Annotated in this window: 23 protein-coding genes and 1 tRNA gene; 5 read left to right on the plus strand and 19 right to left on the minus strand. The window is 47.6% G+C overall.

Annotated features, from left to right (window positions below; all coding sequences use genetic code 11):
• Positions 1-51: 51 nt before the first annotated feature.
• From C3V36_01540 to C3V36_01585, 10 genes are all read right to left on the minus strand, one after another.
• Positions 52-2,634, minus strand: a complete 2,583-nt coding sequence (locus C3V36_01540; protein ID AVM70396.1) for a DNA mismatch repair protein MutS — start codon at positions 2,632-2,634, stop codon at positions 52-54.
• Between the two features lie 16 nt (positions 2,635-2,650).
• On the minus strand, positions 2,651-4,072 hold the full coding sequence (gene miaB, locus C3V36_01545) for a tRNA (N6-isopentenyl adenosine(37)-C2)-methylthiotransferase MiaB (protein AVM68061.1): 1,422 nt from the start codon (positions 4,070-4,072) through the stop codon (positions 2,651-2,653).
• Positions 4,073-4,245: 173 nt separating this feature from the next.
• A complete protein-coding gene (locus C3V36_01550) occupies positions 4,246-4,524 on the minus strand; it encodes a hypothetical protein (GenBank protein ID AVM68062.1) in 279 nt (92 codons plus the stop codon).
• Between the two features lie 130 nt (positions 4,525-4,654).
• Entirely contained in the window at positions 4,655-7,378 is a 2,724-nt protein-coding gene (locus tag C3V36_01555; GenBank protein AVM68063.1) for a hypothetical protein, read from the minus strand.
• Positions 7,379-7,388: 10 nt separating this feature from the next.
• On the minus strand, positions 7,389-7,748 hold the full coding sequence (locus C3V36_01560) for a BlaI family transcriptional regulator (GenBank protein ID AVM68064.1): 360 nt from the start codon (positions 7,746-7,748) through the stop codon (positions 7,389-7,391).
• A gap of 346 nt (positions 7,749-8,094) precedes the next feature.
• Positions 8,095-8,988 carry a carbohydrate ABC transporter permease gene (locus C3V36_01565; protein ID AVM68065.1) on the minus strand — a complete coding sequence of 298 codons (894 nt, stop codon included), beginning with the start codon at positions 8,986-8,988 and terminating at the stop codon, positions 8,095-8,097.
• A 4-nt stretch (positions 8,989-8,992) separates the two neighbouring features.
• Positions 8,993-9,871 (minus strand): sugar ABC transporter permease, encoded by an 879-nt coding sequence (locus C3V36_01570; protein ID AVM68066.1) that lies wholly within the window; start codon positions 9,869-9,871, stop codon positions 8,993-8,995.
• 49 nt (positions 9,872-9,920) lie between these two features.
• Positions 9,921-11,237, minus strand: a complete 1,317-nt coding sequence (locus C3V36_01575) for an ABC transporter substrate-binding protein (GenBank protein ID AVM68067.1) — start codon at positions 11,235-11,237, stop codon at positions 9,921-9,923.
• The gene (locus C3V36_01580) at positions 11,234-13,051 is read right to left on the minus strand and encodes an alpha-glycosidase (protein AVM68068.1); all 1,818 of its coding nucleotides are present in this window, start codon (positions 13,049-13,051) and stop codon (positions 11,234-11,236) included. The genes C3V36_01575 and C3V36_01580 overlap by 4 nt, the downstream gene beginning before the upstream one ends.
• 35 nt (positions 13,052-13,086) lie before the next feature.
• Positions 13,087-14,091, minus strand: a complete 1,005-nt coding sequence (locus C3V36_01585; protein AVM68069.1) for a hypothetical protein — start codon at positions 14,089-14,091, stop codon at positions 13,087-13,089.
• A 116-nt stretch (positions 14,092-14,207) separates the two neighbouring features.
• Here C3V36_01585 and C3V36_01590 point away from each other — a divergent pair, with 116 nt between their 5' ends.
• Together C3V36_01590 and C3V36_01595 are read left to right on the plus strand one after the other, a co-directional pair.
• Complete coding sequence (locus C3V36_01590; protein ID AVM68070.1) at positions 14,208-14,405, plus strand: hypothetical protein; 198 nt, start codon at positions 14,208-14,210, stop codon at positions 14,403-14,405.
• Between the two features lie 138 nt (positions 14,406-14,543).
• Positions 14,544-15,026 (plus strand): EbsC protein, encoded by a 483-nt coding sequence (locus C3V36_01595; GenBank protein AVM68071.1) that lies wholly within the window; start codon positions 14,544-14,546, stop codon positions 15,024-15,026.
• Here C3V36_01595 and C3V36_01600 read toward each other — a convergent pair.
• The 5 genes from C3V36_01600 to C3V36_01620 are packed head-to-tail and all read right to left on the minus strand — an operon-like array spanning position 15,013 to position 20,355.
• Positions 15,013-15,810, minus strand: a complete 798-nt coding sequence (locus tag C3V36_01600; GenBank protein AVM68072.1) for a hypothetical protein — start codon at positions 15,808-15,810, stop codon at positions 15,013-15,015. The genes C3V36_01595 and C3V36_01600 overlap by 14 nt on opposite strands.
• Before the next feature lie 10 nt (positions 15,811-15,820).
• Positions 15,821-16,840: a hypothetical protein gene (locus C3V36_01605; GenBank protein AVM68073.1), complete on the minus strand. Its 1,020-nt coding sequence runs from the start codon at positions 16,838-16,840 to the stop codon at positions 15,821-15,823.
• A 38-nt stretch (positions 16,841-16,878) separates the two neighbouring features.
• A complete protein-coding gene (locus tag C3V36_01610; protein AVM68074.1) occupies positions 16,879-17,184 on the minus strand; it encodes a hypothetical protein in 306 nt (101 codons plus the stop codon).
• A gap of 2 nt (positions 17,185-17,186) precedes the next feature.
• Positions 17,187-18,680, minus strand: a complete 1,494-nt coding sequence (locus C3V36_01615) for a gliding motility protein (GenBank protein ID AVM70397.1) — start codon at positions 18,678-18,680, stop codon at positions 17,187-17,189.
• 22 nt (positions 18,681-18,702) lie between these two features.
• Positions 18,703-20,355, minus strand: coding sequence for an AAA family ATPase (locus tag C3V36_01620; protein AVM68075.1), 1,653 nt, complete (start codon positions 20,353-20,355; stop codon positions 18,703-18,705).
• A gap of 178 nt (positions 20,356-20,533) precedes the next feature.
• Between C3V36_01620 and C3V36_01625 the strand changes: the two genes are divergently transcribed.
• The 3 genes from C3V36_01625 (at position 20,534) to C3V36_01635 (ending at position 23,253) form a co-directional block, all read left to right on the plus strand.
• Positions 20,534-20,619 (plus strand) — tRNA-Ser (locus C3V36_01625).
• Between the two features lie 74 nt (positions 20,620-20,693).
• Positions 20,694-22,028, plus strand: a complete 1,335-nt coding sequence (locus C3V36_01630; GenBank protein AVM68076.1) for an NADP-specific glutamate dehydrogenase — start codon at positions 20,694-20,696, stop codon at positions 22,026-22,028.
• A 106-nt stretch (positions 22,029-22,134) separates the two neighbouring features.
• Positions 22,135-23,253: a peptidase T gene (locus tag C3V36_01635; protein ID AVM70398.1), complete on the plus strand. Its 1,119-nt coding sequence runs from the start codon at positions 22,135-22,137 to the stop codon at positions 23,251-23,253.
• A gap of 72 nt (positions 23,254-23,325) precedes the next feature.
• Here the strand turns inward: C3V36_01635 and C3V36_01640 are convergent, their stop codons facing one another.
• Genes C3V36_01640 through C3V36_01655 form a run of 4 tightly spaced genes read right to left on the minus strand, consistent with a single transcriptional unit; the run spans position 23,326 to position 26,479 of the window.
• A complete protein-coding gene (locus C3V36_01640; protein AVM68077.1) occupies positions 23,326-24,177 on the minus strand; it encodes a hypothetical protein in 852 nt (283 codons plus the stop codon).
• Positions 24,158-24,442 carry a hypothetical protein gene (locus tag C3V36_01645; protein ID AVM68078.1) on the minus strand — a complete coding sequence of 95 codons (285 nt, stop codon included), beginning with the start codon at positions 24,440-24,442 and terminating at the stop codon, positions 24,158-24,160. The genes C3V36_01640 and C3V36_01645 overlap by 20 nt, the downstream gene beginning before the upstream one ends.
• Entirely contained in the window at positions 24,435-25,490 is a 1,056-nt protein-coding gene (locus tag C3V36_01650; GenBank protein ID AVM68079.1) for a dihydrodipicolinate synthase family protein, read from the minus strand. Before C3V36_01650 ends, C3V36_01645 begins: the two co-directional genes overlap by 8 nt.
• Entirely contained in the window at positions 25,490-26,479 is a 990-nt protein-coding gene (locus C3V36_01655) for an epimerase (GenBank protein AVM70399.1), read from the minus strand. The genes C3V36_01650 and C3V36_01655 overlap by 1 nt, the downstream gene beginning before the upstream one ends.
• Positions 26,480-26,482: the final 3 nt, after the last annotated feature.

Here is a 26,482-nt window from a genome sequence, read left to right on the forward strand (position 1 = left end):
TGACCATCGGCATCGTATGTTCAGTGGAAAGCCTCCGCCCAAGCACTGCCCCTATTTTTTCAGCCGCTGCTGCAGCCGGCTTAAAAACTCCCACGCCGCTTTGGGCATCATATCATCCAGCTCCAAGGCCTTGATTTCCGCCAAATAATCCTCATCGCCGAACAAATCCAGCTGCATACCGGCCGGCGCTCTAAAAGCCAAGTTTTGCGGCTTAATCTCCCGCTGAGCGGCAATATCGGCTGCCGATAACTCCGCCAATATTTCTCTGGCCCGCTGCACCACCACATAAGGAACTCCGGCTAAGCGCGCCACCTGAATCCCATAGCTTTTATCAGCGCCGCCCCGAATGATTTTACGCAGAAAAATAATATCTTCGCCTCGCTCCGCTACCGAAATGCAGTAATTAACCACGCCGTCAATCTTGCCCTCCAGCTCCGTCAGCTCATGGTAATGCGTGGCAAAAAGCGTCTTGGCACCGGAAAGCTGACGGCTGGCCAAATATTCAACCACTGCCCAGGCAATGCTGAGGCCATCATAAGTCGAAGTTCCCCGCCCGATTTCATCTAAAATTACCAAACTGTCCGGCGTAGCATTCCGCAAAATATTAGCGGTTTCCGCCATTTCCACCATAAAAGTTGATTTGCCCGAGGATAGATCGTCCGAGGCACCCACTCTGGTAAATATCCGGTCTACAATGCCCAGCGTCGCACTTGCCGCCGGAACAAAGCTGCCGATTTGCGCCATTAGCTGAATCAGCGCGATCTGGCGCATATATGTCGATTTGCCCGCCATATTCGGCCCGGTAATAATCAGTAAATGTTCCGTCCGGCTTAAGCTGGCTGAATTAACGATAAACTCATTTTCCGGCAGCATTTTCTCAATCACCGGATGCCGCCCGTCGGCAATCTCCGTTTTGCCTTGCCGGTTAAATGCCGGCCGAATATAATTTTGCTGCGCCGCCACATAGGCCAAGGACTGGTAAGCGTCCAACGCCGCAACCCGTGCCGCCGTCTGCTTAATCCGCCGGCTCTGACCAGCGCAGGTATCACGAATCTCCTGAAACAACTCATACTCAAGGGCCAGTCGCTTTTCCTCCGCCCCCAAAATCGTTTCTTCCATTTTCTTGAGTTCTTCGGTAACATAGCGCTCGGCGTTGGCCGTCGTCTGCCGCCGGATATAACGCTCCGGCACCAGCTGCGCATAGGAATTGGTGACCTCCAGATAATAGCCGAACACTCGGTTATACTTAATTTTCAGGTTTTTAATCCCGGTTGCTTCCTTTTCCTTTTGCTCCAACTCCAGCAGCCAAGTCTTGCCCTGTGTCGAGGCTAAACGGTACTGATCCACCTTTTGATGGTAACCTGGCTTAATTACGCCGCCCTCCTTGGAGGAAATCGGCGCATCCTCCGCAATCCCGGCCTCGATTTTTTGCCATAAATCCTCCAAAACATCCAGTTCCTGCCGGAGGCCGGCCAAGGCCTCGCATTTGGCCTCAGCCAGCAGGTTCTTAATATGCGGCAGCATTGCCAGTGAATTTTTAAAGGCAAGTAAATCTCTGGGATTCGCAGTTTTGGCAATCAGCTTGGCCATCAGCCGCTCCAAATCATAAATCGGCTCTAAGAGTTCCCGCAGTTCCGCCAAAAAAAAGGGCGCATTTTTCAATTCCTCAACCGCTGACAGCCGCGCCTCAATCAATGCTTGGTCCAGCAGCGGCTGCTCAATGAAAAAACGAAGCATCCGAGCGCCCATCGCGGTCCTCGTCTTATCCAGCACCCATAGGAGCGAGCCGCGCTTATCTTTATCGCGCATGGTTTCCGTCAGTTCGAGATTGCGCCGGGTGGCCGGGTCAAGCAGCATATATTGACTGGGTTGATAAACCTCAATATGGCTGATTTGGCTGATATTCCCCTTTTGGGTATCGCCGGTATAACGCAGCAGCGCTCCCGAAGCGATTTGATGAGCCGGTTCCAAATTGCCGATGCCCTCCAGCGTCAAAACGCCGAAATGCTTTTCAATCACCTGCCGGCAAGCCGCCAAATCAAAAAAATAATCTTCTTTGGTCGTTACAAAGATATGCTGCCGGCCGGTTACTCTCTGCATAAAATCCGAATCCTGCTGCATGTCCGTCTGGAGCAAAAGCTCAGCCGGTGCCACCTTGGCGATTTCTTCCACTGCCTGCTCAAAGCTGTGTGCCTGTGTCGTCCGAAAATCGCCGGTAGAAATATCGGTATAAGCAATACCATAGCTGCCGCCATAGGCAATCAGGCAAAAAATATAATTGTTTTTGGTTTCATCCAAGTTGTCCGGATTTAGGTTCGTCCCCGGCGTAACAATCCGCACGACCTCGCGCCGGACAATGCCCTTGGCCGCTGCCGGATCTTCGACCTGCTCGCAGATCGCCACCTTGTAGCCCTTCCCGACCAAGCGGTACAAATAATTATCCACTGCGTGATAGGGCACGCCGCACATCGGCGCTTTTTCCTCCATGCCGCAGTCCCTGCCGGTCAGTGCAATTTCCAGCTCCCGGCTGGCGGTCTTAGCGTCCTCAAAAAACATTTCATAAAAATCGCCTAAGCGAAAAAATAAAATGCAGTCGGTATATTCCTCTTTCAGCGTGAAATATTGCTGCATCATCGGTGTCAGCTTTGTTTTATCCATAACTGATCATCTCTCCCATTAAGTAAAATGTTCTGGCCCTTGTGACCTTAACGTCGACAATCTGCCCCAGCAGCGCAGAATCCCCGTCAAAATGAATCAGGTGATTATTATTTAATCTGCCCCTGATTTTTCCGTTCTCGCCAATGGCCTCGGCTAAAACCGGCTGAACCGTTCCCAGCAGCGCCGTCGATTTTTTGTGAATATTTTGATTCACGATTTTCAGCAGTCGCCCAAAGCGCTCCTTGCTGACCGCTTCCGGGATTTGATCCACCCGGGCGGCTGCCTTCGTTCCTGTCCGCGGCGAGTAAAGAAAGGTATAGGCCATATCAAACTCCGCTTTTTCAGCCACTTCCAATGTTTGGGCAAAGTCTTCTTCCGTTTCCCCGGGAAACCCAACGATAATATCCGTACTGATGGCAATGTCCGGTCTGGCCCGGCGAAGTTTCGCCACCAATTCCATAAAATGCGCCTTGGTGTAGCGCCGGTTCATTTCCTTTAACACCTTATCAGAGCCGGACTGCATCGGCAGGTGAAACTGCGGACACAGCTTTTGGCTGCTGCCGATAAAATCAATCAATTCATCGCTTAAGTCTTTCGGATGCGAAGTCATAAAGCGCAGCCGTTTTAAGCCGGGAACCTCCTCGAGCCTACGCAGCAGACCGGTAAAATTGATATCCTCGGCCAGTCCCCGACCATAGGAATTGACATTTTGCCCCAGCAGCATGATTTCCACGACTCCCTCGGCAATTAGCTTTTCCACCTCGGCCACAATATCCGCTGACGGCCGGGAACGCTCCCTGCCCCGGACATAGGGCACGATACAAAAGGCGCAGTAATTATTGCAGCCATACATAATATTGACGCTGGCTTTATATGGATTATCCCGCCGAATCGGCAGGTCTTCCACGATTTCCTGATGCTCCGGCCAAATATCAATAATCTGTCCGCCGCTTTCCAGTCTGGCCGTCAAAAGCTCGGCAAACATATAAATATTATGGGTGCCGAATACGATGTCAACATGCCGATAGGTTTTTTTGATCTTGTCCAGCACTGTTTGCTGCTGCGTCATACAGCCGCACAGGGCAATCAAAACATCCGGCCTTTGCCGCTTCAGTGTCTTTAAATAGCCGAGCCGGCCATATACCTTTTGCTCGGCACCGTCGCGAATAGCGCAGGTATTATAAACAATAATATCGGCCTGCTCGTCACTTGCCGCCGGCCGGCAGCCGATATTTTCCAAAATCCCCCGCAGCTTTTCCGAATCGTGCTCGTTCATCAGACAGCCGTAGGTGGTGATATGATATTGAATGGGCCGGCCTTTTTCTGCGGCCATATTTTCCAGTTTTTCCCGCAGCCCGGTCAAAATCTTTTCATAATCAGCGGACATGACCCGCTGCTGTAGTTCTTCTTTCACAGTAGTTCCTTCCTTAAATTATATTATAAGCTGCTCGTAAAAGGCAACACGCCTGACGCTCCTTTTACTCATATCCTGCACTCACTTTCGGTGTTCGGCGTGCCTGCATGAGAAAATCTTCCGGATTTTCTCTCCGCTTCGCCGCTCTTATAGCCGGCTTCGTTAAAAGGCGCTTACATGCAAGCATGACGCTCCTTTTTCTCACACCCTGCACTCACTTTCGGTGTTCGGCGTGCTCGCATGAGAAAATCCTCCGGATTTTCTCTCCGCTTCGCCGCTCTTATAGCCAGCTTTGTTAAAAGGCGCTTACATGCAAGCATGACGCTCCTTTTCTCACACCCTGCACTCACTTTCGGAGTTCGGCGTGACTGCAAGAGAAAATCCTCCGGATTTTCTCTCCGCTTCGCCGCTCTTATAGCCGGCTTCGTTAAAAGGCGCTTACATGCAAGCATGACGCTCCTTTTAACAAAACGGCTGCACTCACGCCTTATTACGCAACATTATAGCATATTGAGTGGGAAAATGCCAATAAAAAACTGACAGGGTTTTTACTATATGCCTGTCAGTTTTTCGTATTTCTTCCTATTTAATATTTTCTTTTACACCAATCAATGTGCCGTTTCCTTGGCTATCCGGTTGACCATAATCTCTGACCGCATAAACATCAATCTCGCCTTTGCCATCCAAGTTGTGCAACTGCCGCATAATACCCTTAAACTCCCCACTGTCAAATGACTTGCCATTTGACTGCATAACATCGACAAAAGTCCTGACCAGCTTACCATGATAATAAAAGCAGTCTTGCTCTTTATCATAAACTAAGCCAAACGGCTTATAAACGGAGTATAATTCTTCCCATTCATCGGCTGTTAATTCCGCTCCCACTTCTGCGGCACTGGCTCTTTGAATCCAGGGATCTGCCGTCGGCTCGGCCTGCCCCTCCAGTCCTGTATCTGCTTTTTCGCCTTCATAGCTGCTGCCGCTTTCGGTCTTTCCGTTTGAAAAGGTTTCTGCATTCTCATCCGCCGAAGTGGTTCCGTTCCTTAACAGAATTTGTTCCTCCACTGCTCTGTCTTTCTCATCCCATACTTTTTTTAAATATACCTGCTCGGCGGCAATCTGAAAAGATATCTTCTGACTGCTCTCCGCTGCGGCAATCTGATTCAGCCTTTCTACGGCTTCAGCGTCTGTCATTTTTAAGATATCCTCTATCTTTGCTTCTCGCCAAAACTGCTCTATGCCCGACATTACTCTGGCCAGGCAAGCGTCCCGCTCGCCAATCGTCAGTACCTTTTTATCAGAAATATGATACGAAAGATGATAGGATAAGCTGCCATAAAAGCTATGAGTTCTGTTCTGCTCCTCTTTGTCCGGCAAAATAATCATAGTTTCCGGGTCTTTTTCCTTGGAACCCATGTAGCCGCTTTTGACCAATTCGGCATTTTCCCGACCGGACGCCCCAACCGTGAGAACAATGAATCTTTTTTCTTCGGCTGATAGGGAAACCCCATAATCATTAAAGGCAATATCCTCGTCAATTCGCTCCGAACACTCAGGATTACTGCTGGCCCATTCCAGCAGCGCCTTATTAAAATCCGCTACTGTCATCTTCTGATAATCCGGTGTTTTCAGCGCAAGAAGCAAACGGTAATCCTCCTCCGAGGCCTGCGGGCAGCGGCGCGGTTCGGACTGCTCCGCATGGTTATCGAAGCTTTCCCCGTCAGATTCTGGGAGCGGCGTATAAAAATATTCTGCCGAAACCCAAAGTTTATCGCTGCTCCACTCTTTTTTGATTTTTTCAATTTTGGCGTCAATCGCTTTTTGCATAAAATCTTTATTACACAACTCCTTCTCAGTTTTATCCTGCAAAGCAGTTAATAAAGCGTTCTTCACCGCCGAATGGGCAGCGGCATATTCGCCAACCGTCAGTTCGTCCGCTTTTTTGATGTCCAGGGTAAAGGAAAACTCCAGCGCTGTTTCATCATTCGTCCATCTTTCGCCAGAACCCGTTGTTTCAGAGAAATAGGAGCCAATACTGCCGCCAAATTCTCTGGTCTGCCATTTTTCTGAAGTAAGCGGTACTAAAATATTACACAAGAAAGAAGCAAACGCATCGCTGGCCACCTGCTGCTGCAAGGCTTCATTTTGTGCGACCCGCTCCAGCAGTTCCTGATATTCTTTCGTATCGGCCATTTGCCAGACCTTATTTTGATACTCAGAAACACTCATATCTTCATAGCCGTTCCATTGCAGAGCCCGCAGCCAATTCCTTTCTTCCTCTGAAAAAGCGGCCTCGGCGGCGCTGGTTTGGTTTGACTTTACTCCCGCAGCAGAAATAGCAAATATAACCGTCAGGCTAACTGCCAACAGCAATGCCAAAACAAGCGCAGCCACCGATGTTTTTTTCATTTTCATAATCGCCCCAATCCTTTCTTCAATAGCATTTTTGCTAAAATTATTGCACAGCGGCGCCAGCCCTGCCTGATGAATTTCCATATCAATCAGAGTATAGGCATACGCCGACCGGCTTTTTTCTCCAAACATCCGAATAACCGTTTCATCGCATACTAACTCAATATCCCGGTTAAGCAGCAAAAACATAATCCATACCAGCGGATTAAACCAATGAATACTAAGTGCCAAAATCATAACTGCTTTGGTTAAAATATCAAAATGCCGAATATGAACATATTCATGAGTCAGGATATAATTCAGGACTTCCGTATTCGTCAAATCCAGTTTTTCCGGCAGCAGGATAACCGGCCGAAACACCCCGTAACTGAGTGGTGTTAGAACCTGATTAGATCTGCGGACAGCAAGCGGCCTTTTCAGTGAATGCTTTGTTCTCCAATCATGGATAAAATCGGTATCTACCGGCAAAGCCGTTTTGAACTTTTTCATCCCTCGGCCGTAGGCAATCAGAAAAAAAACAATACACAGGAAACAGCCCGCTGCCCAAACTACAACCCACAACGATATCGGCAGGCGTTCCATAAAAGAAGTTGACGGCAGCTGATAGTTCCGCTCCTTGTCCAGTCTTTCCGTTATCCTCTCCGCGGCAGCCGGAACCTGCGGTGCGTAAAATCTTGCTTCCGCCTCCGTTGCTTGCGCTTCGCCGCCCTGCGGCAGCCATGAATAAACGCTAAACGGCGACGGGATTGAAACCGGAAGCAAAAGCCGCAGCAAAACCAATCCCCATAAAAATAAGAAAGTTTTTTTCGGCAGTTTATAAATCAAAGCGGCGCGTAGGATGATAATGGCCGCAATCATCACCGCCGCCGAAATACTCATTTGCAGCAAATTCATCGCTTTCACCTCACTCCAAGTCTGCTACCATTTTTTTCAGCTTTTCAATTTCTTCTTTGGACAGCTGCTTGCTGCTGATTAACGCCGCAAACAGCTTATCAACAGAGCCATCAAACATCTTGCCAAGCAGTTCATTGGTTTCTGCAATCTGCACTTTTTCCCGTGGAATTAGGGCATGGCACATAAAATTAGGCTCTGACCGCTCAATCGCACCTTTGTTGATACAGCGCTTGATTAAAGTATAGGTGGTATTCATATTCCAGCCGGTTTCGTCCTTTAAGACATCAGAAATATGCTTAGCCGTAGCATCTCCCTCTTTCCACAAGACATTCATCACTTTCAATTCGGAATCAAATAACTTGACTGTCATTTTGTGCCTCCTTTCGCAAGACAGCAGTAGTTTTGTTTTATACTACCACAGTCTTGTGGAGATGTCAATACTACTGTTGTAGTTTTTAGGGAAATTTTTACATAGCTTTTTGATAAGTTCTTGGTTGGTCTTTTCCTATTTTGTCCCCAAACTCTTATCTATCCAGATAATCCGTTTCTTGCGATCCTTTAGTAAATCATGAACTTAGTAACCAGCTCAAATTTTCAAAAAACCATTCTATCGAACTTAGGAAAGTTGAGCAACCCATTTATCGTTAATTAAAAATTAAAAACCTTAAAGCACCCAAATAAAGTGCTTTAAGGTTTTTCCGTCCGCTGCTTCCTGATCAGCCCTTGACGCTGCCAGCCGTCAGCCCCTCAACAAAGAATCTTTGAAAACTGATAAATACCAACAAAATAGGAATCAGGCTAAAAACCGAAAGGGCAAAGACATATCCCCATTGGGTAAACTGATGCTGGCCAAAAAAGCCGGATATGGCAATCGGCAGAGTACGCTTGGCATCATCGTTAATGACTGTATTTGCCCAGACAAATTCTTCCCAGGCCGTTAAAAAATTAAAGATTGATACCGCTGCAATGCCGGGCTTAATCAGCGGCAAAGCCACCTGAAAATAAATGGTCAACACGTCACCGCCGTCCATATAAGCTGCTTCGTCCAATTCCTTGGGAATATTTCCTGCAAAACCCTTTATCATAAAGGTCGAATACGGAATCACCCAGGCAATATAGAAGGGAATCAGCCCCCAAACACTGCCCACCGCGCCAAGCTTAACTGCCAGTTCATACTGCGGCACAATCATGGTTGTACCCGGAATTATCATCGTTAAAATGATGAAGCCAAATAGGAACCGGCGACCCCAAAATGAAAACCGGGCAATGCAAAACGCCAACGCCGAGGAAACAAAAGCCGCTCCCGCCACTGTTACAAGCGATACTACCGCGCTGTTGATAAAATTGCCAATAAATTTGCTCTGACTTAAAATAAAACGAAAGTTTTCTAAAGTGATTTCTGCCGGTTTTGGGAAAAAACGGGGCGGATATTCGTACAAAGCTCCATTTGGCCGAAGCGCCGTGCTTATCATATACAACATCGGCAGCACCACAATCCCAATTCCAAGACAAAGCAACACATAAATCAGTCCAATCTTGACCGCCCGCTTCTGCCCGGAATACCAAACAGCCAATTTCTTTCTTGGATATGAGCTTCTTATTTTCTCCATTCCGCTATTCCTCACTTTTCATCAGTCGAAACTGGACAAACGCCAAAACTGCCAACACTGCTGCCATAATAAACGACAGCGCCGCTGCATAGCCGAACTTACCGGTACTGAACGCCTTATAATACATCCAAGTTAAAATTACTTCCGTACTATGTGCCGGTTTTCCGTCTGTGATCAGTTTTGTGGAAGTGTACACGTTAAAACCGCCAATCGTCAGCATCACCGTAGCAAATAGGATCGTGCCTTTAATTCCCGGCAGTGTTACGTTCAAAAACTTCGCCCAGCCGGATGCCCCGTCCAGCTCTGCCGCTTCGTAAAGCTCTTTCGGGACGGTATGCAGGGCGGCCAGAAAAACAACCATATTCCAACCAACCCCTTTCCAAATGCCAAGCAGCATCGCTACCGTCATCCCGCCCCATCTGGTGTCCAGCCAGTGAATATTTTGCCGCGTTAAATGAAAAATGCTTCTTAAAACATAATTCAGCAGCCCCTCGGTGTTAAAAATATACTTAAAAATCAGCGAAGCAATGACCCATGAAGTAATAACCGGCAAATAATACGCTACCCGAAACAGGATTTTGCCCTTTGGCACCGAATGGATCATCAGTGCCACAATAAAGCCAAACAACATTTGGGCGGGTACCGTGACCAGCGCATAGGCAGCGGTATTGCCAAAAGCCGTATAAAAATATTTATCACTCAGCACCGCCTTATAATTTTCCAGTGCAATAAAGCTTTGGTTAAAAAAGGAACCAAAATCCCACTGGAAAAAGCTCATTAAAAATAAGCGGAAAATAGGATAAACCGTAAACGTTCCAAAAATCAAAACGCCCGGCAGCAGCAATAATCCAATTTGCAGCTTTGCCCTTTTGTTTAGCTTCATGACTGTATTTCCTCCTGTGATCCTCAGCTTCATCCACCTTGTTGGCCGCTTACTCCTCTGCCAGCAACTGATCGACTTTGGCCGCCAATTCATCCATTGCCGCCTGTGCCGTTTTCTCCCCGTTAAACACTTCTGTTATTGCCGCCGAAAGCTCGGCGTCGATTTCACTCCAGGCAGCTACTGTCGGCCGGGACTTAGCCGTTTTTAACTGCTCAATATAAGGTGCAAAATCAGCCTTTTTCACAGTATCACTTTCCAGTGCCTGCTTGTTACAAGGAATTTGTCCGCATTTGGCCATTTCTTCCTGTGCCAATTCGCCGGTCATAAAAGTCATAAACTTCCAGGCCGCTTCTTTATGTGCGCTGCGAAACATAGCAATATCTTCGCCTCCCAGTACCGAAATGGAACCTCCCTCGCCGGCGGGAACCGCCGCTACCTTATATTCCAGTTCCGGATATGCACCGGCCAGCTCCGCTACTTTCCACGGCCCTTCTAACAGCATGATATAGCGTCCGGTGCCAAATCCGTCCGTCATCGGGATATCTCCACTGTTCCAGCCGGTAATCGCCCCTTTGGCATGTAAATCTGCCAGCATTTGAATGGCCTTCACGGTATTTTCCCCATTGAGATATCCAGATGCCTTGGTTTGCTCTGGATTGGTCAAAGCGCCACCCATGCTCCAAATAAAGGGACATAAGTTCCAGCCGGAAAGCCCCGGCTCATCATAGCCCCAAATTTGCTGTCCTGATTCGTTCATGCCGGACAAACTTTCACAGGCTTTTACAAATTCGTTCATAGTTTTAGGAACCTCTATTCCCGCCTGGTCCAAAGCTTTCACGTTATAAAATAAAATCTTAGTATTGGTGTTTAACGCCAAGCCATAATAATCACCACCTATTTGCGCGGTACTCATGGCGCTGGCCAATAATTTATCCGCTGCCGATGCATAATCCTCAATTTCCTTATTCAGTGCCACTAAAATTCCAGTTTTTTGAAATTCAGGCACCCAGGCACTGTCTAACCGGGCAACATCTGGCAAAGTATCAGATTTGGCACTGATTAAAATTTTATCATGCAAATCCGCCCATTCATGTGAAACCGCATTGACTCGAATCCCCGGATTTTCCGCTTCAAACTTAGGAATCAGCACATTCATCAGGGTTTCGTTCTCAGCTGACTGGGCGCTGTAATGATGCCAAAAGTTCAGGGTGATTTCTTCGCTGTCCGTCTTGCCTTGCTGTGTTTCTGCCGGCTTATTCTCTGCTACCGGTGCCTTTAGCTGCTTAGTGCCGCAGCCCGCTAAAATTGCTGCTGACAGCAGTGCACAAAAAATCCAAATTAAGCCTTTGCTCTGTTTTTTCCTCATTTTCTTGCTCCTCCTTTAACTATTTTTACTTCCATTGGCATTAATCGAAATGGAATTACTCCTTGATAGTCCCACATATCCGCATTTTCAAACCCGGCCGTATTTCCTGTAATCACCTCATATTCTTTGTTATCGTTAAAAATCCCGCTATGTTTCCCATCAAATAATACCGGCGCTAAAAGCTCCGCGTCCGTTTCCCCCGCATTAACCACTGCCATAATTTCTTCCTGCGTCTCCCAATCAAACCGGAGAAAGCCAAACACCTGACCGTCGGCGACATTAACCGCCAAACTGCCACCGCGGATGCAGGGATTTTCTTTTCTAATAAAAATAAGTCTGCTGTATACCGCCTTTATATCCATATCCTGTTCCGCCTCGCCCCACGGCATACAACGCCGACAGTCCGGGTCGTTATCGCCCGTCAACCCGACCTCGTCGCCGTAATAAACCGACGGAGCACCCGGCAGCAACATTTGCAGCGCCACCGCCAATATCAGCTTTTTCTTATTGCCCCGGCATAAAAACAAAAATCTGGCCGTATCATGAGAATCCAATAAATTAAACATAATATGGCTGATCTCCGGCGGATACCCGGCCAGCATATTGCCCAGCCGGTTTGCAAAACCTGCCGCTGAAATACTGCCTTTTGCTATAAAGTCACAGACAGCGCTGCGAAAAGTATAGTTCATAATGCTGTCCATTTGCATGCCATTCAGCAGTCTTTGTCCGCTACCCCAGGTTTCGCCCAACAGTAAAATATTCGGATATTTTTCTTTCAGCCGCACCCGAGCCAAACTCCACACACTCTCCTCCACCTCGTCGGCCACATCCAGCCGCCAGCCGTCTATGCCAAACTCTGCAATCCAATAGTCCATTACTTTCAACAGGAATTCCCGAACCGCGGAACTATCGGTATTTAATTTCGGCATATACGGATAAGCACCAACACACTCATAACAAGCGTTTGATACCGTAACCGGAAATTGGGTGAGCAAATACCAGTCCTTATACGCCGAATTTTGCTGATTTTTCAATATATCGGCAAAGGCAAAAAAATGAATTCCGGTATGATTAAATACGCCGTCCAAAATCACCTTCATATTACTGTCATGTGCTTTTTGCACCAATTCCCGCAAATCGTCCTTGTCACCAAATTGGGGGTCTATTTCAAAATAGTCCGTTGTGGCATATTTGTGATTAAAATCCGCTGCAAAAATCGGAGTTAAATATAAACATTCCACCCCTAACTGCCGGAGATAATCCAGTTTTTCACAAATTCCCCGTAAATCGCCGCCCATATAATTTTCCCGGCTGGGCGCCGTTCCCCAGTCCACTGTTTCCGGCCGGTCGTTTTTTCGGTCACCGTTATAAAAACGTTCCGGGAATATTTGATAATAGACTGCTCCCTTTGCCCATTCCGGAAAATTCAGCACATTTTGCTGATTGGCGTAAACCATTTCAAAATAATTATCTTCCGGCGGCATTTCGGAAAATCCAACTGCTGACAAATACCTTACTTCCTGCCCGAAAAAAAGTGCAAAATAATATTTCTGGTACCTAGCCACCTGCGAAAATGAGACTTCCGTTAAAAAATAATCAAAAAACTCATCCCGGCAACACTTTGTCATAACAGCTGATTTTTTTTGCTCGGTCTTATCTCTGGAAAAATAATATAAAATACACTTTTTAACGTCGCCTCGGGCAGTTCTGATTTTAAAACCCAAAGTATTTCGATTTCTTAAATATAAATCAGGGTACGCCGCCTTATGTTCGACTGCTTCCATTTTCATATCCACATCAACTCCTTTTGTCATTCTCCATTTTCCGGCCGGCCTCCCGCCACCCTTGATTAGACTTTTCCCTGCGATGAACGGCGGACAATTAAGTCTACTGCCAGTAAAATCTGCTCCTGCCTCAGCTCTTTATTCTTGATCTGCTCTAGCAGTTTTTGCGAGGCAATCCGCCCCAGCTCATAGGTATTGATATCTACTGCTGTCAGCGGCGGAACCATAAATTCCGCCAGTGGATAATTATCAAAAGTAACCACCCCGATATCAGCCGGTACTCTATACCCGCTTTGATCAATGGCTTTTAACACATAATAGGCAATTTCATTGCCGGAACATAGAAAAGCATCGGCCTTTTGCACTTCTATCGCCGCTTTCACTTTTTCCGGCAAACTATCCATATCCCGGCATTGAATAATACTTTCTGCTCTACTCTGTCCGTTTTCTTCCATTGCCTTTTGAAATCCCCTCTGCCGGCTTTGAGCAAAAACCGTCGTCAAATCCTCCAACACTAAAAAAATATTGGTATATCCATTGGCCTGCAAATGTTTGACTGCCAAATAGCCGCCTTGCTCATTATCAATATCTACCCAAGCTGCAACGGCGGTTTCTGCACCGGGAGCACCTAAAATAATATAGGGAAAGCTCTCGCTGTTTAAAATATTCATCAGCTTAGCATCAAAGCAGCTAGACGGTATAATCACGCCATCCGCTCTTTTTTCATAAATCAAATTGCTGATTACTTTCTTTTTTGTGCCGCCATTAACAATCAGCAAATCATAGCCATTCTTCTGCAAAACATTTTCTATCGCAAAGATGCTCCGGTTAAAAAAATTATTGGCAAAGGCTTTTTCATTGTCCGCGTCAATCACCAGCGCAACCGTATTGGTACTGCCCATCACCAGCTTTTTAGCGGCACTGTTCGGGTGATAGCCCAATCTTTTCATGGCCTGATTAATTTTCTCCGTTGTGTCAGCGGAAATGACCGCACTTTTGTTGATGACCCGCGATACGGTCGAGGGCGATACGCCAACCTCTCTGGCGATATCCTTAATCGTTGCCGCCATAATAGCACTCCTTTCTGGATTCGAAATGCAAACGTTTGCATTAATAGCTAAAAAAATATATCTGACAAGAAGCTAAAATCCTTTGACCAAGTTAGCGTTATCAGCAGATTTTATTCATGCAATCGTTTGCGCTAATTTCTAAACAAAAGATACACCTAATCATAACTCTTGTCAAGCGTTTTTTAGGAAAAATTTTTATAAAGTATTTTTTTGAGCATTTTTATGTTTTTTGTGAAAAAAATTTCTCTTTTGGTAACGAGCTATGTTTGTTTTTTATGCTATTCGTTAATTTCATATATTACCGCCTATTTTAAGCAGCTACTTTAAAATCACCCATATTATTCTTCTTATAAAACATAAGCTTATCGAAGACTTCGTGACAAATTTTTAGGATTTTTTATTTTACTTATTTCCGGGCTTGATGTATACTAAGCAGATAGGAGGATGAAACAATGTCGCTGGAAAAGGTACAACAATATTTTGAGGGCGTCGGGCTGGGCTCGCGGATAATAGTGTTGGAGAAGTCCAGCGCGACCGTCGAGGAGGCGGCCGAAGCGATTGGCTGTCAGCCAAAACAAATTGCCAAAACCATGTCCTTGCTGGTAAATGATAAACCAATCCTGATCGTCACCGCCGGTGACGCGAAAATTGATAACAAAAAATATAGAGATCTGTTTCATCAGAAAGCTAAGATGATCCCCGGCGAACAGGTAGAGCCGTATATCGGGCACGCTCCCGGCGGCGTTTGTCCTTTTGCCGTCCATCCCGGAGTGACGGTTTGGCTTGATATTTCACTTAAACGTTTTGAACGGATTTATCCGGCTGCCGGAAATGGGAACAGCGCCATTGATCTAACTTTAGCGGAATTAACGGAACACTCCCATTTCGCAGGCTGGGTCGATGTCTGCAAAGACTGGACTATTACCAGCCCTTGACCAAGTTAATCGTGTCCATAAAGCGAAGCTGCCAGACTTCCTTATCCGCAGTAATTTCCTCGTATATATCCTTGAGGGTATGGGCCGGCGCCAGCGACCATAAGGCATAGTCCTCCAAAGTGACTTCACCTATCTTTTCCAGATCATTTAGCAGCAGCCCCAAATCCTTGTGATTAAACCAGCAGTCTGTATCTATGGCATATTTTGTATTTTGCTTCTTACAGGCGATTTGACTGTTTAGAAAGTCCTCCATTGTCGGCTTCTCTTTTTGCAGGAGCCTAGTACAAGCCAGATGATATTCTATTTTTCTTGGACTCCGGTCAACATCCGAGACAAAAACTATCCCATATTCATTTTCAAAGTGAACGGCCAGCACATCGCCGACCTTAAAATACGGTTCCCGCTTTATTTTGGCCTTGGGCACTTTCAGCGGTTTGGGATTGACGCTTTGCAGCTGAAGCGCCAGCTTATCCAGCACCTTTTGTCTTTGTTTTAAAGCCTTATCGTCTATTTCCAACCAAAATGGATCGGCGCCCCTATCAATAATTTCTAACGCTTTATGCTTTATTTCTTCCGGCAAATGCCCGACCTTCCACAGGGAATAGGCCAAAGCTGTCCAATAAATTTCCGTATAAAAGCCGTCTGTGCAGTAATTTGCCTCGTCCTTTAAAAGATCGGCAATGATCTGGTCGATCTTTTCCCCATCCTTATAACGCTCAACCACCGCATTATAAATATCATAGCCGTCGTCGCTGTCGATAATTTTCACTCCGTCAATTGCCATTTTCGTCCTCCTACTCCTGTACCGTCATCCGGCAAAGTGCGATCCGGTCCCTTTCATCACTGATAAAAACATGATCCTGCCAAATGTCCATCACCCTAAACTTCGCGTAGCCCCTTGGCAGCGTAATATCCAAAAGTACTCGGTCAAATAATCTTAACAGCTTTTGCTTTCCTTTCCATTCATCCGTCTTAAACACCGGCGACAGAATCAGATATTCTTTGCATGCGCTGAACTTTCCCCGCATGCCGTGCTTGCCCGGCCGCTTATCTAACTTTTCCTCGCCCCAGATCTTGCGCCGATATACCCCGTCCCGGGTTAGCTCCAAGTACCAATAATACTTAAAGGACGATAACCCGCAGGGGTTGATGATATCCGCCTCCAAAAAAGCGTACAGGCCGCTCTCCCGTAGCATCAGCGCGCCTATTTGCGGATAAGCATAACGAAAATCCATTTGGTGATATACACCGCTAGCCCGGACCAAGGATTGCTGAAACAACGTTTGCGTCTTTTCCGTGGTAAACACCGGAGTGATTTGCTGCTCCCAGTGGAGCGCCGACGTTTTATTGTCATAGTGCAAAAAAGTAAAGCTATTGGCGGCAAACACTTCTCCGTCCACCCGGCAGATGATCGGATAATTCCCATTTTCTCCTAGGGTCGGGATTTCCGTGATATTTTCCCCGGCACACCAATTCTCACATTCCACCGCGCATGGCCGCTGATCCGGCGACGACAACCGCCAGGCTTTTTGATCCGCCCCGCCAATAATCAGAATATCAGAAGCGGTGTCAAGTAGCAGCGGCTGGTTCCAATTTTTCTTTTGCGCCGGCGACGGAATAAATGTCCACTGTCCGTCCTTTATCCAGCCGATCCCGCTGCTTTCCCCTGTCTGATCGCTGCACCAAATAACGAACTCTTCTTTGCCCCGGGCAAAATGGTTCTTGGCGCTAATAGGAGCATAGGCATAGGCGCTGAGCCCCAGGCTCAGTCCGGCCGTTATCCACTCAGAAATCTGCTCTAACTTTACCTGCATAAAATCCTCCTTGCAAATAGTTTATCAAACCAACTTTCCTACCCCTGCCGGCGATTGGTATGATGGTAAAACAGCTCGGCCTGCTCCTTACTAAGCAAGCCGTTCTCCGCCAGCCTGTCTACAAAGTTTTGCTCATATCGCTCAAAATCCTCAGCACAGCCGGTATTTTCGGCAAGCAAGATTAAGGCGGCATTGACCGCTTCCGACTTTGGCGCTTTGTTCAGCTCAGACTCTATCATTCTGCACAATTCCTCCAAAATCTGAACGTTTTCCTGATCAGCTTTTTCCCAATCAGCGCTCCAGTCGATCCGGTCAAGCCTTTGCCTTAAAGATAATATTTCCATTCTTAAAAATCCCTCATCTCATCAAAAATCCGCAAAAGCCCCTCTTTATCAATGGCCAGCTCCGCCGGCAGTAAGTCCAAAATTTCAACCAGCGCACTATAAATATCCTCGCGCTCGACCGTTTCAATAAAATACTTGCGCTTATCCATCTTATTAAAACCCTCGGTATAGGCCCGCACCAAGGCTTCGGCCGAGGGCGCGGCTTCCCCGGGCGAGCTGCCTGTGAGCTTTAGGATGCCGGCTCTGGTCCTGCGGTACAAATCCGCCGCTTTTTTGGCATTCGCCGCCGAAATATTCTCCTGCCCGTCCCAGGCGCGAAACGGATTATCCAAGTTCTGCGCCAGCCATTCCGGCTTTCTGGCCTTTTGAATCCAAAGGTTCAGCCCCTGCTCTTTTCGCTTTTTATACAGCTGCTTCGCCCTTTTGGCCGCGTCCTCCGGTAGGCTGCTCATCCAGAACCAGTTTAAGCTTGGCATACTCTCCGGCACCGGGATATCCGCGGCGGAAAAGCCAAATAAATCCACGGTGGTAAAGCCTTCCAGTTTGGTAAACCGGGATAGCAAAGCAAAGTTAGACAGCATGCCAGGCTTACCCCACAGCCGCAATTGCCGCAGCATCGGGTATGCTTTTAAAACCTCGGCCAGATCCAGTTCCGCAATCTCCATGCAGCGCAATTTGCCTAAACTCTCTAGTCCCCGCCCGCTCGGAACGGTCGCGCTAGCGTTTAGCAGCAGCTTTGCTCCATTCTCGGCCGCGTGTATTTGGCAGTTAGCCGCTATTTCCCCTAAAAAGGTCAGCTGCTCCAAGTCGTCATTCAAATAAAGCTCCTCTACACCGTTCATATCAATTGACAGGTCATGAATATGTGCGCCGGCAAAATCCAGCCTTTTTTGCCGGTGATTTTCCAGTACCAATTCCGTTAAAAATGGGTTTCCCCGCAAGTATTCGTATAAGCCGGCATGCCATTTTTTACAGGCCAAATAGGATAAGCAGGGAAAAGCCTTTAATTCCAGCGCGTTTTCAAAGGGCACCCAGTCATCCTGCAGGCGGCGCAAGGAAACCGCCGTTTCTTGCCCGGCAAATAGGACTTTTTCCTGACTGGCGACCGCTTTTTTAAAGGCATTCCTTTGTTCTTGGGGGATTTCCTGCCATTTAAGCTGCCGGTATACCCGGTAGCCCTCGTCCCACGAAGAATAGAAATTGGTGCTTTCCCTCGTTAACGGGCTGATATTCCCTGCCAAAATATAATTGGCCGGCACCTCCGGCTCGACATTAACCAAATGCAATTCACGCGGCCAGTACATAAAATCCTGATACAGCGGTCTCAGCGCGGAAAGCTCCGTTTCCTTAAGCGGCTGATCGCCCGACCAATCAAGCGACAGCAGTACCGCCGTTTGTCTTTCATCCTTATTTTCAAGCTTTGTGACCTGACAGGCGGTATATTTTTTTAAATAGAAATTGTAAACACAGTATATATCTCCGCTTTTGGCTTGCATCATCAAAATCCTCCCCGCACTCTTAACTCAGTTTGTACTTTGCATATTTTCCGCCGCAATACTTGTATATCTTTCCTACCTCGACAAGCTTCTTAATTTCAGAATATGCTTGCTCCGGAGTTATCTTTAGCAATTCTGCCACATCCTGCTTGGTGATGATTCCATCTTGTGTTCGAGCTAACTTAATAATCATTTCAGGATATGCCACTCTATCGATACCGGATTGTCTCACATATTGGATGCTTCTATTACTTGCCTTATATACTTTCCCAGAAAGAATATAGGATCTTAATTTGCCACTTCTTACTCCTTCAACCAGCCCATCTTCAACTAAGTTTTCTATTGCTCCAAGCAGTTTTCCCTCTGCCAAGTGTGTCATTTCCACAATGCGATCTACTGTCAGTCGTTTCTCATTCTTTAATAATGAGAGAATCATTAAAGCATATATTGACAACGGTCTCCCCAATCTATTTTGCTCATCTGCTATGAATTTGGTAAAAATATCATCTGCTTTCGCTCTTTGAATGAAGAGCCTGACATTGGTACTTGTAGTTTCGGAATAGTCCGGCCATGGTCTTCCATATATTATAGAACCTTCATATATACGATCTATACCACGTCCTGTTTTCTCAGCAAGTCCTATTCGCTTTAAAGCATCGGCAAGGGCGGGGTTTTTACCATGTGGTTCCACGGTAAGTAAGTTCTCTAATGTAACTCCATCAATAAATCCTCCTGGACTGCTTATCGTCATTCCTTCATCATCGATCAATACCCGAACCGTTCCCAACATAGTGTAATCCCTATGACAAAAGGCATTGATCAAGCCTTCACGAAATGCCGCTTTATCGAATTCCGGTACTGCAACCCTAAATAAGCCATATTCTACTTCGCGTTCAGGATTCCAAGCCTCTGCATATGTTTCAAACTTTTCAAATACTTCAAGCAAAGGTGCTGATGTTTCAGTATTTATTCTAACTTTTGTTCCCTCCAAAACTTGGAAAGATGCTTTTACAGTCGGCATCAACTCAGCAACTCGATTTTCTTTCCCTAAAATAAGCATCCCTGTAACCGTCGGATAAATTTTGCCATCAACTTCTGCAGTAAATCGTAAAGCCTTGTCTAATTCATCATCCGTTAGACTAAGCAGATTTTTCTCCCCTCCCGGTTTTGTCTGTATAATGTTTCTTAATCTATTTCTTTGATTTGGATCAAAATCCTCAACAGCAGAACCGGCAAGAGGTCCTGCCGAGAAATCCAACAATGCTAGTTCTGACAATCTTGTAACTATTTCATATGAGAACATCGGAATAACTTCGGGAGTCCCATCTGCCTTTAATCTTCGCTTTAACATCTTACCCGATCTTGTAGAAACCACAGTTCTGCTTATCGGTATTTCAATCTTGAGTACATCTTTTCCCTCTGCTGTGACTATCTCCGCACGAACAGATACCGATGGTACCGTGTTATTTGCCACAAGAGCTACCACTCCTACTGCATCTTTGTGTATTTTGTTTACGCCAGTTATCGCTCCATCGTCCTCTACTCCCAAATATAAAGTTCCGCCTTTGGTGTTGGTCATACCAGCAATTTCATCTATTAATTCACTATCCGGATACCTTTTAATGTCACTTTTAAATTCAATAATCAAATCCTCTTTATATGGAATCGTTCGCATCGCTAATTCCTCCCTAACATAGATTTAACTCAATTATAACTCAATTTGTAATTTTTGTCGAGTTAAAACCGAGTTAAAATCGAGTTAAAATAAATAATTGTCAGCCACAATTTTTTTTAAAAATTTCCCTTGCATTTTTCTCCGTTTTAGGATACAATACCATTTATGTTAGACCTGTGGAGAGGTATCGAAGTGGTCATAACGGGGCTGACTCGAAATCAGTTTGTGAGCAATCACACGCGGGTTCGAATCCCGCCCTCTCCGTTCATAAGCAAACGCTTACCGGCGTTTGCTTTTCTTTTTACCCAAAATACGTACCGCTTAGGAGGGAAAATACTATGAACTATATTGATGAAATCATTGATCTGGTTAAAACCAAATACCCCGACCAAGCCGAGTTTCAGCAGGCTGTCAGTGAAGTCCTGACTTCGCTTGCTCCGGCCATCGCTTTAAATGAAGAAGTTTACCGCAAAAACGCGGTCTTAGAGCGGATGATTGAGCCGGACCGGCAAATTCAGTTCCGGGTCGGCTGGGTTGACGATAACGGTCAGTATCAAGTCAACCGCGGCTATCGCGTTCAGTTCAATAACAGCATCGGCCCCTACAAAGGAGGCCTGCGCCTGCATCCTTCGGTTAATTTAAGTATTATGAAGTTTTTGGGCTTTGAACAGGTTCTGAAAAACTCTCTGACCGGCCTGCCGATGGGCGGTGCCAAGGGCGGCGCCGATTTTGACCCCAAAGGCAAGTCCGACCGGGAAATTATGGCTTTTTGCCAAAGCTTTATGACCGAACTGTCTAAGTACATTGGAGCGGATATTGACGTGCCGGCCGGCGATATCGGTGTCGGTGCCCGGGAAATCGGTTATTTATTCGGTCAGTACAAGCGCATCCGGTCCTGTTACGAAGGTGTCTTAACCGGCAAAGGCCTGAGCTACGGCGGTTCCCTGGCCCGCAAGGAAGCAACCGGCTACGGTCTGCTTTATATCGTGGAAAAAATGCTGCAAGCTCACGGTCAAGAGCTGAAAGGCAAAACCATTGCCGTCTCCGGTTCGGGAAATGTTGCCATTTATGCGATTGAAAAAGCCCAGCAGCTTGGGGCTAAGGTTGTTACCGCCAGCGATTCTTCCGGCTTTGTTTACGACGAATTCGGCATTGACCTTTTGCTGTTAAAAGAGATTAAAGAAGTAAAGCGCGGGCGGATGGCTGATTATGCCGCCCAAAAACCAAGTGCCGTCTATCATGAAGGCAAGGGTGTATGGCAGTACCCATGCGACATTGCCCTGCCCTGCGCCACCCAAAATGAATTGGTGCTGGAAGATACCGAAGCTCTGGTTGCCAACGGCTGCATGGCTGTGGCCGAGGGCGCTAATATGCCGACAACACTGGAAGCCACCGAATATTTGATGAAAAATAAGGTCCTCTTTTTACCGGGCAAAGCGGCCAATGCCGGCGGTGTTGCCACTTCCGGTCTGGAAATGAGCCAAAACAGCCAGCGCCTTTCATGGAGTTTTGCCGAAGTCGATCAAAAGCTGCAAGCCATCATGACCGGCATCTTCCTGAATATCGACGCAGCCGCCGCCAAATACGGCGCACCGGATAACTATGTCCTTGGTGCTAATATCGCCGGCTTTGAAAAAATTGCCGATGCGATGCTGGCTCAGGGCTGTATTTAAAAACTAAATTAATTACTCAACTTTCCTTTATCCGATAGAACCGTGTTTTGGAGCCGACCGCGCAGCTTTCGACAGGGGAAAGTTGAATAAATTTAAGAAAGGATTTATTATGGTCAATCAATCTCGTCTGATTCAAACTTTCACCGATTTAGTCGCTATTGACAGCCCCTCCTTTGGTGAACGGGCCGTCTGCGACCATTTAAAAGCAATTCTCCGTGACCAGCTAAGCCTGAACCCGGTCGAAGACGGCGCGGCTGCCCTTTTAAACGGAAACTGCGGTAATTTATATACTTATGTCGACGGCGGGCTAAATCTGCCGCCGCTGCTGCTGAGTGCGCATATGGATACGGTTGAGCCTTCCTGCGGCAAAAAAGCCATCGTTCATCCCGACGGAAAAATTACTTCCGAGCAAAAAACGGTATTGGGGGCTGATGATTTAGCCGGTATAGCGGCCATTATTGAGGCGCTGCGCTGCCTAAAAGAACAAAACCTGCCACACCGCCCGCTTGAAATCCTTTTTACCGTGGCCGAAGAACCCTATAATGTCGGCATTCACTATGTCGATCCCGCCTTGCTCCGCTCCAAAGAAGCCTATGTCTTTGACCTGACCGGCCCCGTCGGTACTGCCGCTTATCAGGCACCGACGATGCTGACTTTTACGGCAGTTTTCCATGGTCGTCCGGCCCACGCCGGATTTGAGCCGGAAAAAGGAATTCATGCCATCAAAGCCGCCGCACACGCCATTGACCGGATCCCCTGCGGCCGGGTGGACAGTGCAACCGTTAATATCGGTACAATTGAAGGCGGCCGGGCCGGCAATATTATCCCGGAATTCTGCCGCTTAAAAGGGGAAATTCGCAGTCATGACCACCAGCGGGCACTGGATGCTTTGGCTCAAATCAAGGCGCAACTTGAAGCCTCCGCTGCCGCTTTTCGGGCCGAAGTCAGCGTCACAGAAGAACTGCACTGCATTGCTTACCAAACGCCGCTTGATCACCCGGTCGTCAGCCGGTTTAAAACCGCTTGTCAAAGCCTTGAACTGACCCCGCAGTTGGTCACCACCTTCGGCGGCAGTGATAACAATCAGCTTTCGCAGTACGGGCTGCGCGGTTTAGTTGTCGCTAACGCCATGCAGGATTGCCATTCTCTGCAAGAATATACCACGGTCAGCGATTTGACCAAAGCGGCTGAACTGGCACTGGCCCTGATTTTAGCTACGGAATAAAACACATAAAAATCAAGCGGCTCAGTCGGCTAAAATGCCGGCTGAGCCGCTTCATGTCCTTAAAGCGCAGGGTCACATCCTACAAGCCGAAGCCGCTTCCGCCCAGTCATAACAAATTACCAGACTACCATCGCTTTCTTTATATAATGGCAGCTTGGGAACACTGAGTTCTTCAATATCGCTGATCTCGCCGGCTGCAAACTGCCCCATCCGGCAGGCGGCCGAGTCATATCTGGCCATCAAACCGCCAAACCGGCGATCCAACACTTCAAATCCATACGGCTTATTTGTAGAAAACCAAAGTTCTCTGGTTGCCTGCCGCAGCGTTTCAATCGCCGCCTTAATTTCCGGAACCAAAGCGCACAACTTTTCGGCTTTTGCCCGGTCATGACTGCGGACACAGCCGGCCGCCTGCGAATGCCAGAGTGACGTCCGATACATGGCCTGCGCCAAAGCTGCATAAAAATCAAATAATTTCCGCAGATAGGCGGGACATTCCACCTGATGATACCGCTCCGCCAGCGCCTGATAATGTCCGGCTATATCAATCCCCCGATAATCTTCTTCCGACATCGGTAAAAGCGGATCCTGATACAGCAGCGTCCTGACAGCATTCGCCGGTCTCTCAACCGCAGATTTAACTCCCGGCAGTCTTTGGAACTTACTGAGTTCTTCAAAATCCGCCGCTTTTGCGCCGGTACAGGCCCCAAAACGCTCCGCTAAAGTCGCTCGGTCATACTTTCCGGTATAACACATCTCTGCATAAAGCTGCATACCGTAAAGCACTGCCTGTAAATTGCATTCCGCACCGTTATCGCCCCACGCCGTCAAAAAAACTTCCTCCACACCGGCCCGACGGCACTCCGTCAAAGCCGGCACTGTCGCCGCCAAGGACTTTTCATAATCAAGCGCCGCATTTGGCAAAGGCCGGTTTTTCCTCAATCGCCACACTTTCCTCCATCCGGTATTGGTGCAGCAAAGACAAGCCTCGGCCCAGATCGCACAGCCGGCCTTCGATTTTGGCCTTTCGTCCGCTTCTTACCACTTTTAAACTGGCCGCCGCTTCCTTGGCTTCCGCTTCCAGTTCCCAGTCCGCCGGACCATCCGTCAATTCAAAGTCCAGTTCCGGAACGAGCGCTGCCACTAAGCGTTGCTCCCGGTCTTCGGCTTTTAACAACAGTTTAATCAATTTCTTCCTCCTTTTCCCACTGCAGAAATTGCCTAACAAACTCATCATCGGCTAAATGCGGATAGCTCCGCCACACCCGATCAATCTCTTCCGCCTGCCCCGGCGAAAGACTTTCTTCCGGCTGTAAAGTCCATATCCCCGGCATCAAGCCCTGCCGGCGCAAAACTTCATGAATTCCGGTAATACAGCCGCTAAAGGCGTTAGCCGTATCAAAAAAGGCCGCATTACAATCCGTTACCTGAGCGGCAATCGTCAGCAACTCAGCTGAAATTTGACCGGCTTCCCTCTCCCGGCAAATTCTCTCATAAAGTCTGACCGCGCCGTGCGTCCAAACCGCCCAATGTCCGAGCAGCCCTCCGGCAAAGCGGATTTTCTCCCCACCGACTTCAAACTCCGTCAAAAGATCGGATACAATATTATCATCATTGCCGGTATAAAGCGCCAGTTCATTTTTCCGGCCGCTATCGGCTACCGCCCGGACAATATCTAAGGTTTGATACCGGTTAAACGGAGCTGCTTTAATGGCCGCCACGCCTTTTAGACGACAAAGTTTTTGCCAATAGTCATAGCTAAATCTCCGGCCGCCGACCGCCGTCTGTAAATAAAAACCAATCACCGGCAAAATCTCCGAAACCGCTTCCGCCCGCTGCAAATGCTCGGCTTCACTCAGATCGTTCAAACCGTTCGGACTAAGCAAAACGGCATCATAACCCGCTTCCTTGGCCAGTTCTGCCTCTCTGCAGGCGGCCTCTTTCGGCCCGCAGACACCGCAGACACAAACTACCGTCTTACCTGTTTTTTGCTCAAAGCGGCCAATTTCCTCGCGTGCAATCCGGATCAGCGGCTCAAACAGTCCAATTGCCGGCTGCCGGATTTCAAACTGGGTGGTGTGTACGGCTACCGCCAGTCCCCCTGCTCCCGCCTCCAAATAATAGCGGATCAACCGGCGCTGACCGGCTTCGTCAAAGCTTCGGTCCTCTCGCAAAACCAGCGGCAGCGCCGGGATAACGGTTCCTTTTTGCAGTATATTTCTTGCCTCTTCTCTCATTAGTAGCTTCCTCCCTTTTCTTCAAAATGCGTCGGTATATTCAGCACCCGGCCGCCGGACAAAAGCCATTCCGCCTGCCACTTAATCATCTGGCGTAAGGTTACCGCCGGATAGCCGAATAATTCAAAGCAACGGGCAGCATTGTTTAAATACGCTTTATCTTCTTCCGCCCCGGTCAATTTTGGTTCTTTCCCGAACAACTTTCCGAATTCTCCTGCCACATAACGGACCGATACCGTTTCCGGGCCGGTCACATTCAAAACCGCCGCCGGACTTTCCGCATGAAGCAGTCCCCGAATTGCCGCTTCATTGGCATAACCCTGCCACACACAATTAAAATTACCGGAAGTCAGATCGATTATTTCATCTTTTAACACTTTTTGCGCCAAGTCATACAACACGCCATAGCGTAAATCCACCGCATAGTTCAACCGGTAGAGCAGCACCTTGGTTTTGCCGTCTTTCGATGCCGCCTCAAAAACCCGCTCCCGCCCCAGTGTGCTCATGGCATATTCACCAACCGGTACCGGTTTTTCCCAGTCAGCACAGCCGCCGCTGCAAATCGGCACCTGCGGATAAATATTGCCGGATGAAAAAACAACGATATTCCCCCCGGAAAAGCGTCTGGTCACTAAAGTCGGCAAGCTGACATTCATTTTCCAGGTTTCGCTTTCATTGCCGTTGGTACCGAACTTCTTACCCGCCATATAAATCAAATTGGCGGCGTCCGGAAGCTGCTCCAGCGCTCCGTCAGCCATTAAATCCAAAGAAATCGTAGTTACGCCGTTTTCTTCCAAAAACCGGCGGCCGACCTCATCGGAAAAACGGGACACCGCCCATATTTTTTTATTCACTCCGGCGCCCCCGGCGGCCTTAGCGGCCAGCACCGCCAAAGACGGTCCCATCTTCCCGCCGGCCCCCAATATCATAATATCGCCCTTGATTTTTTTCATATCCTCAATCAAGCCCGGCGACGGTTCCACTAACAATTG

The organism is Lachnospiraceae bacterium oral taxon 500, assembly GCA_002999035.1.
In the GTDB taxonomy this organism is placed as follows: domain Bacteria; phylum Bacillota; class Clostridia; order Lachnospirales; family Vallitaleaceae; genus W11650.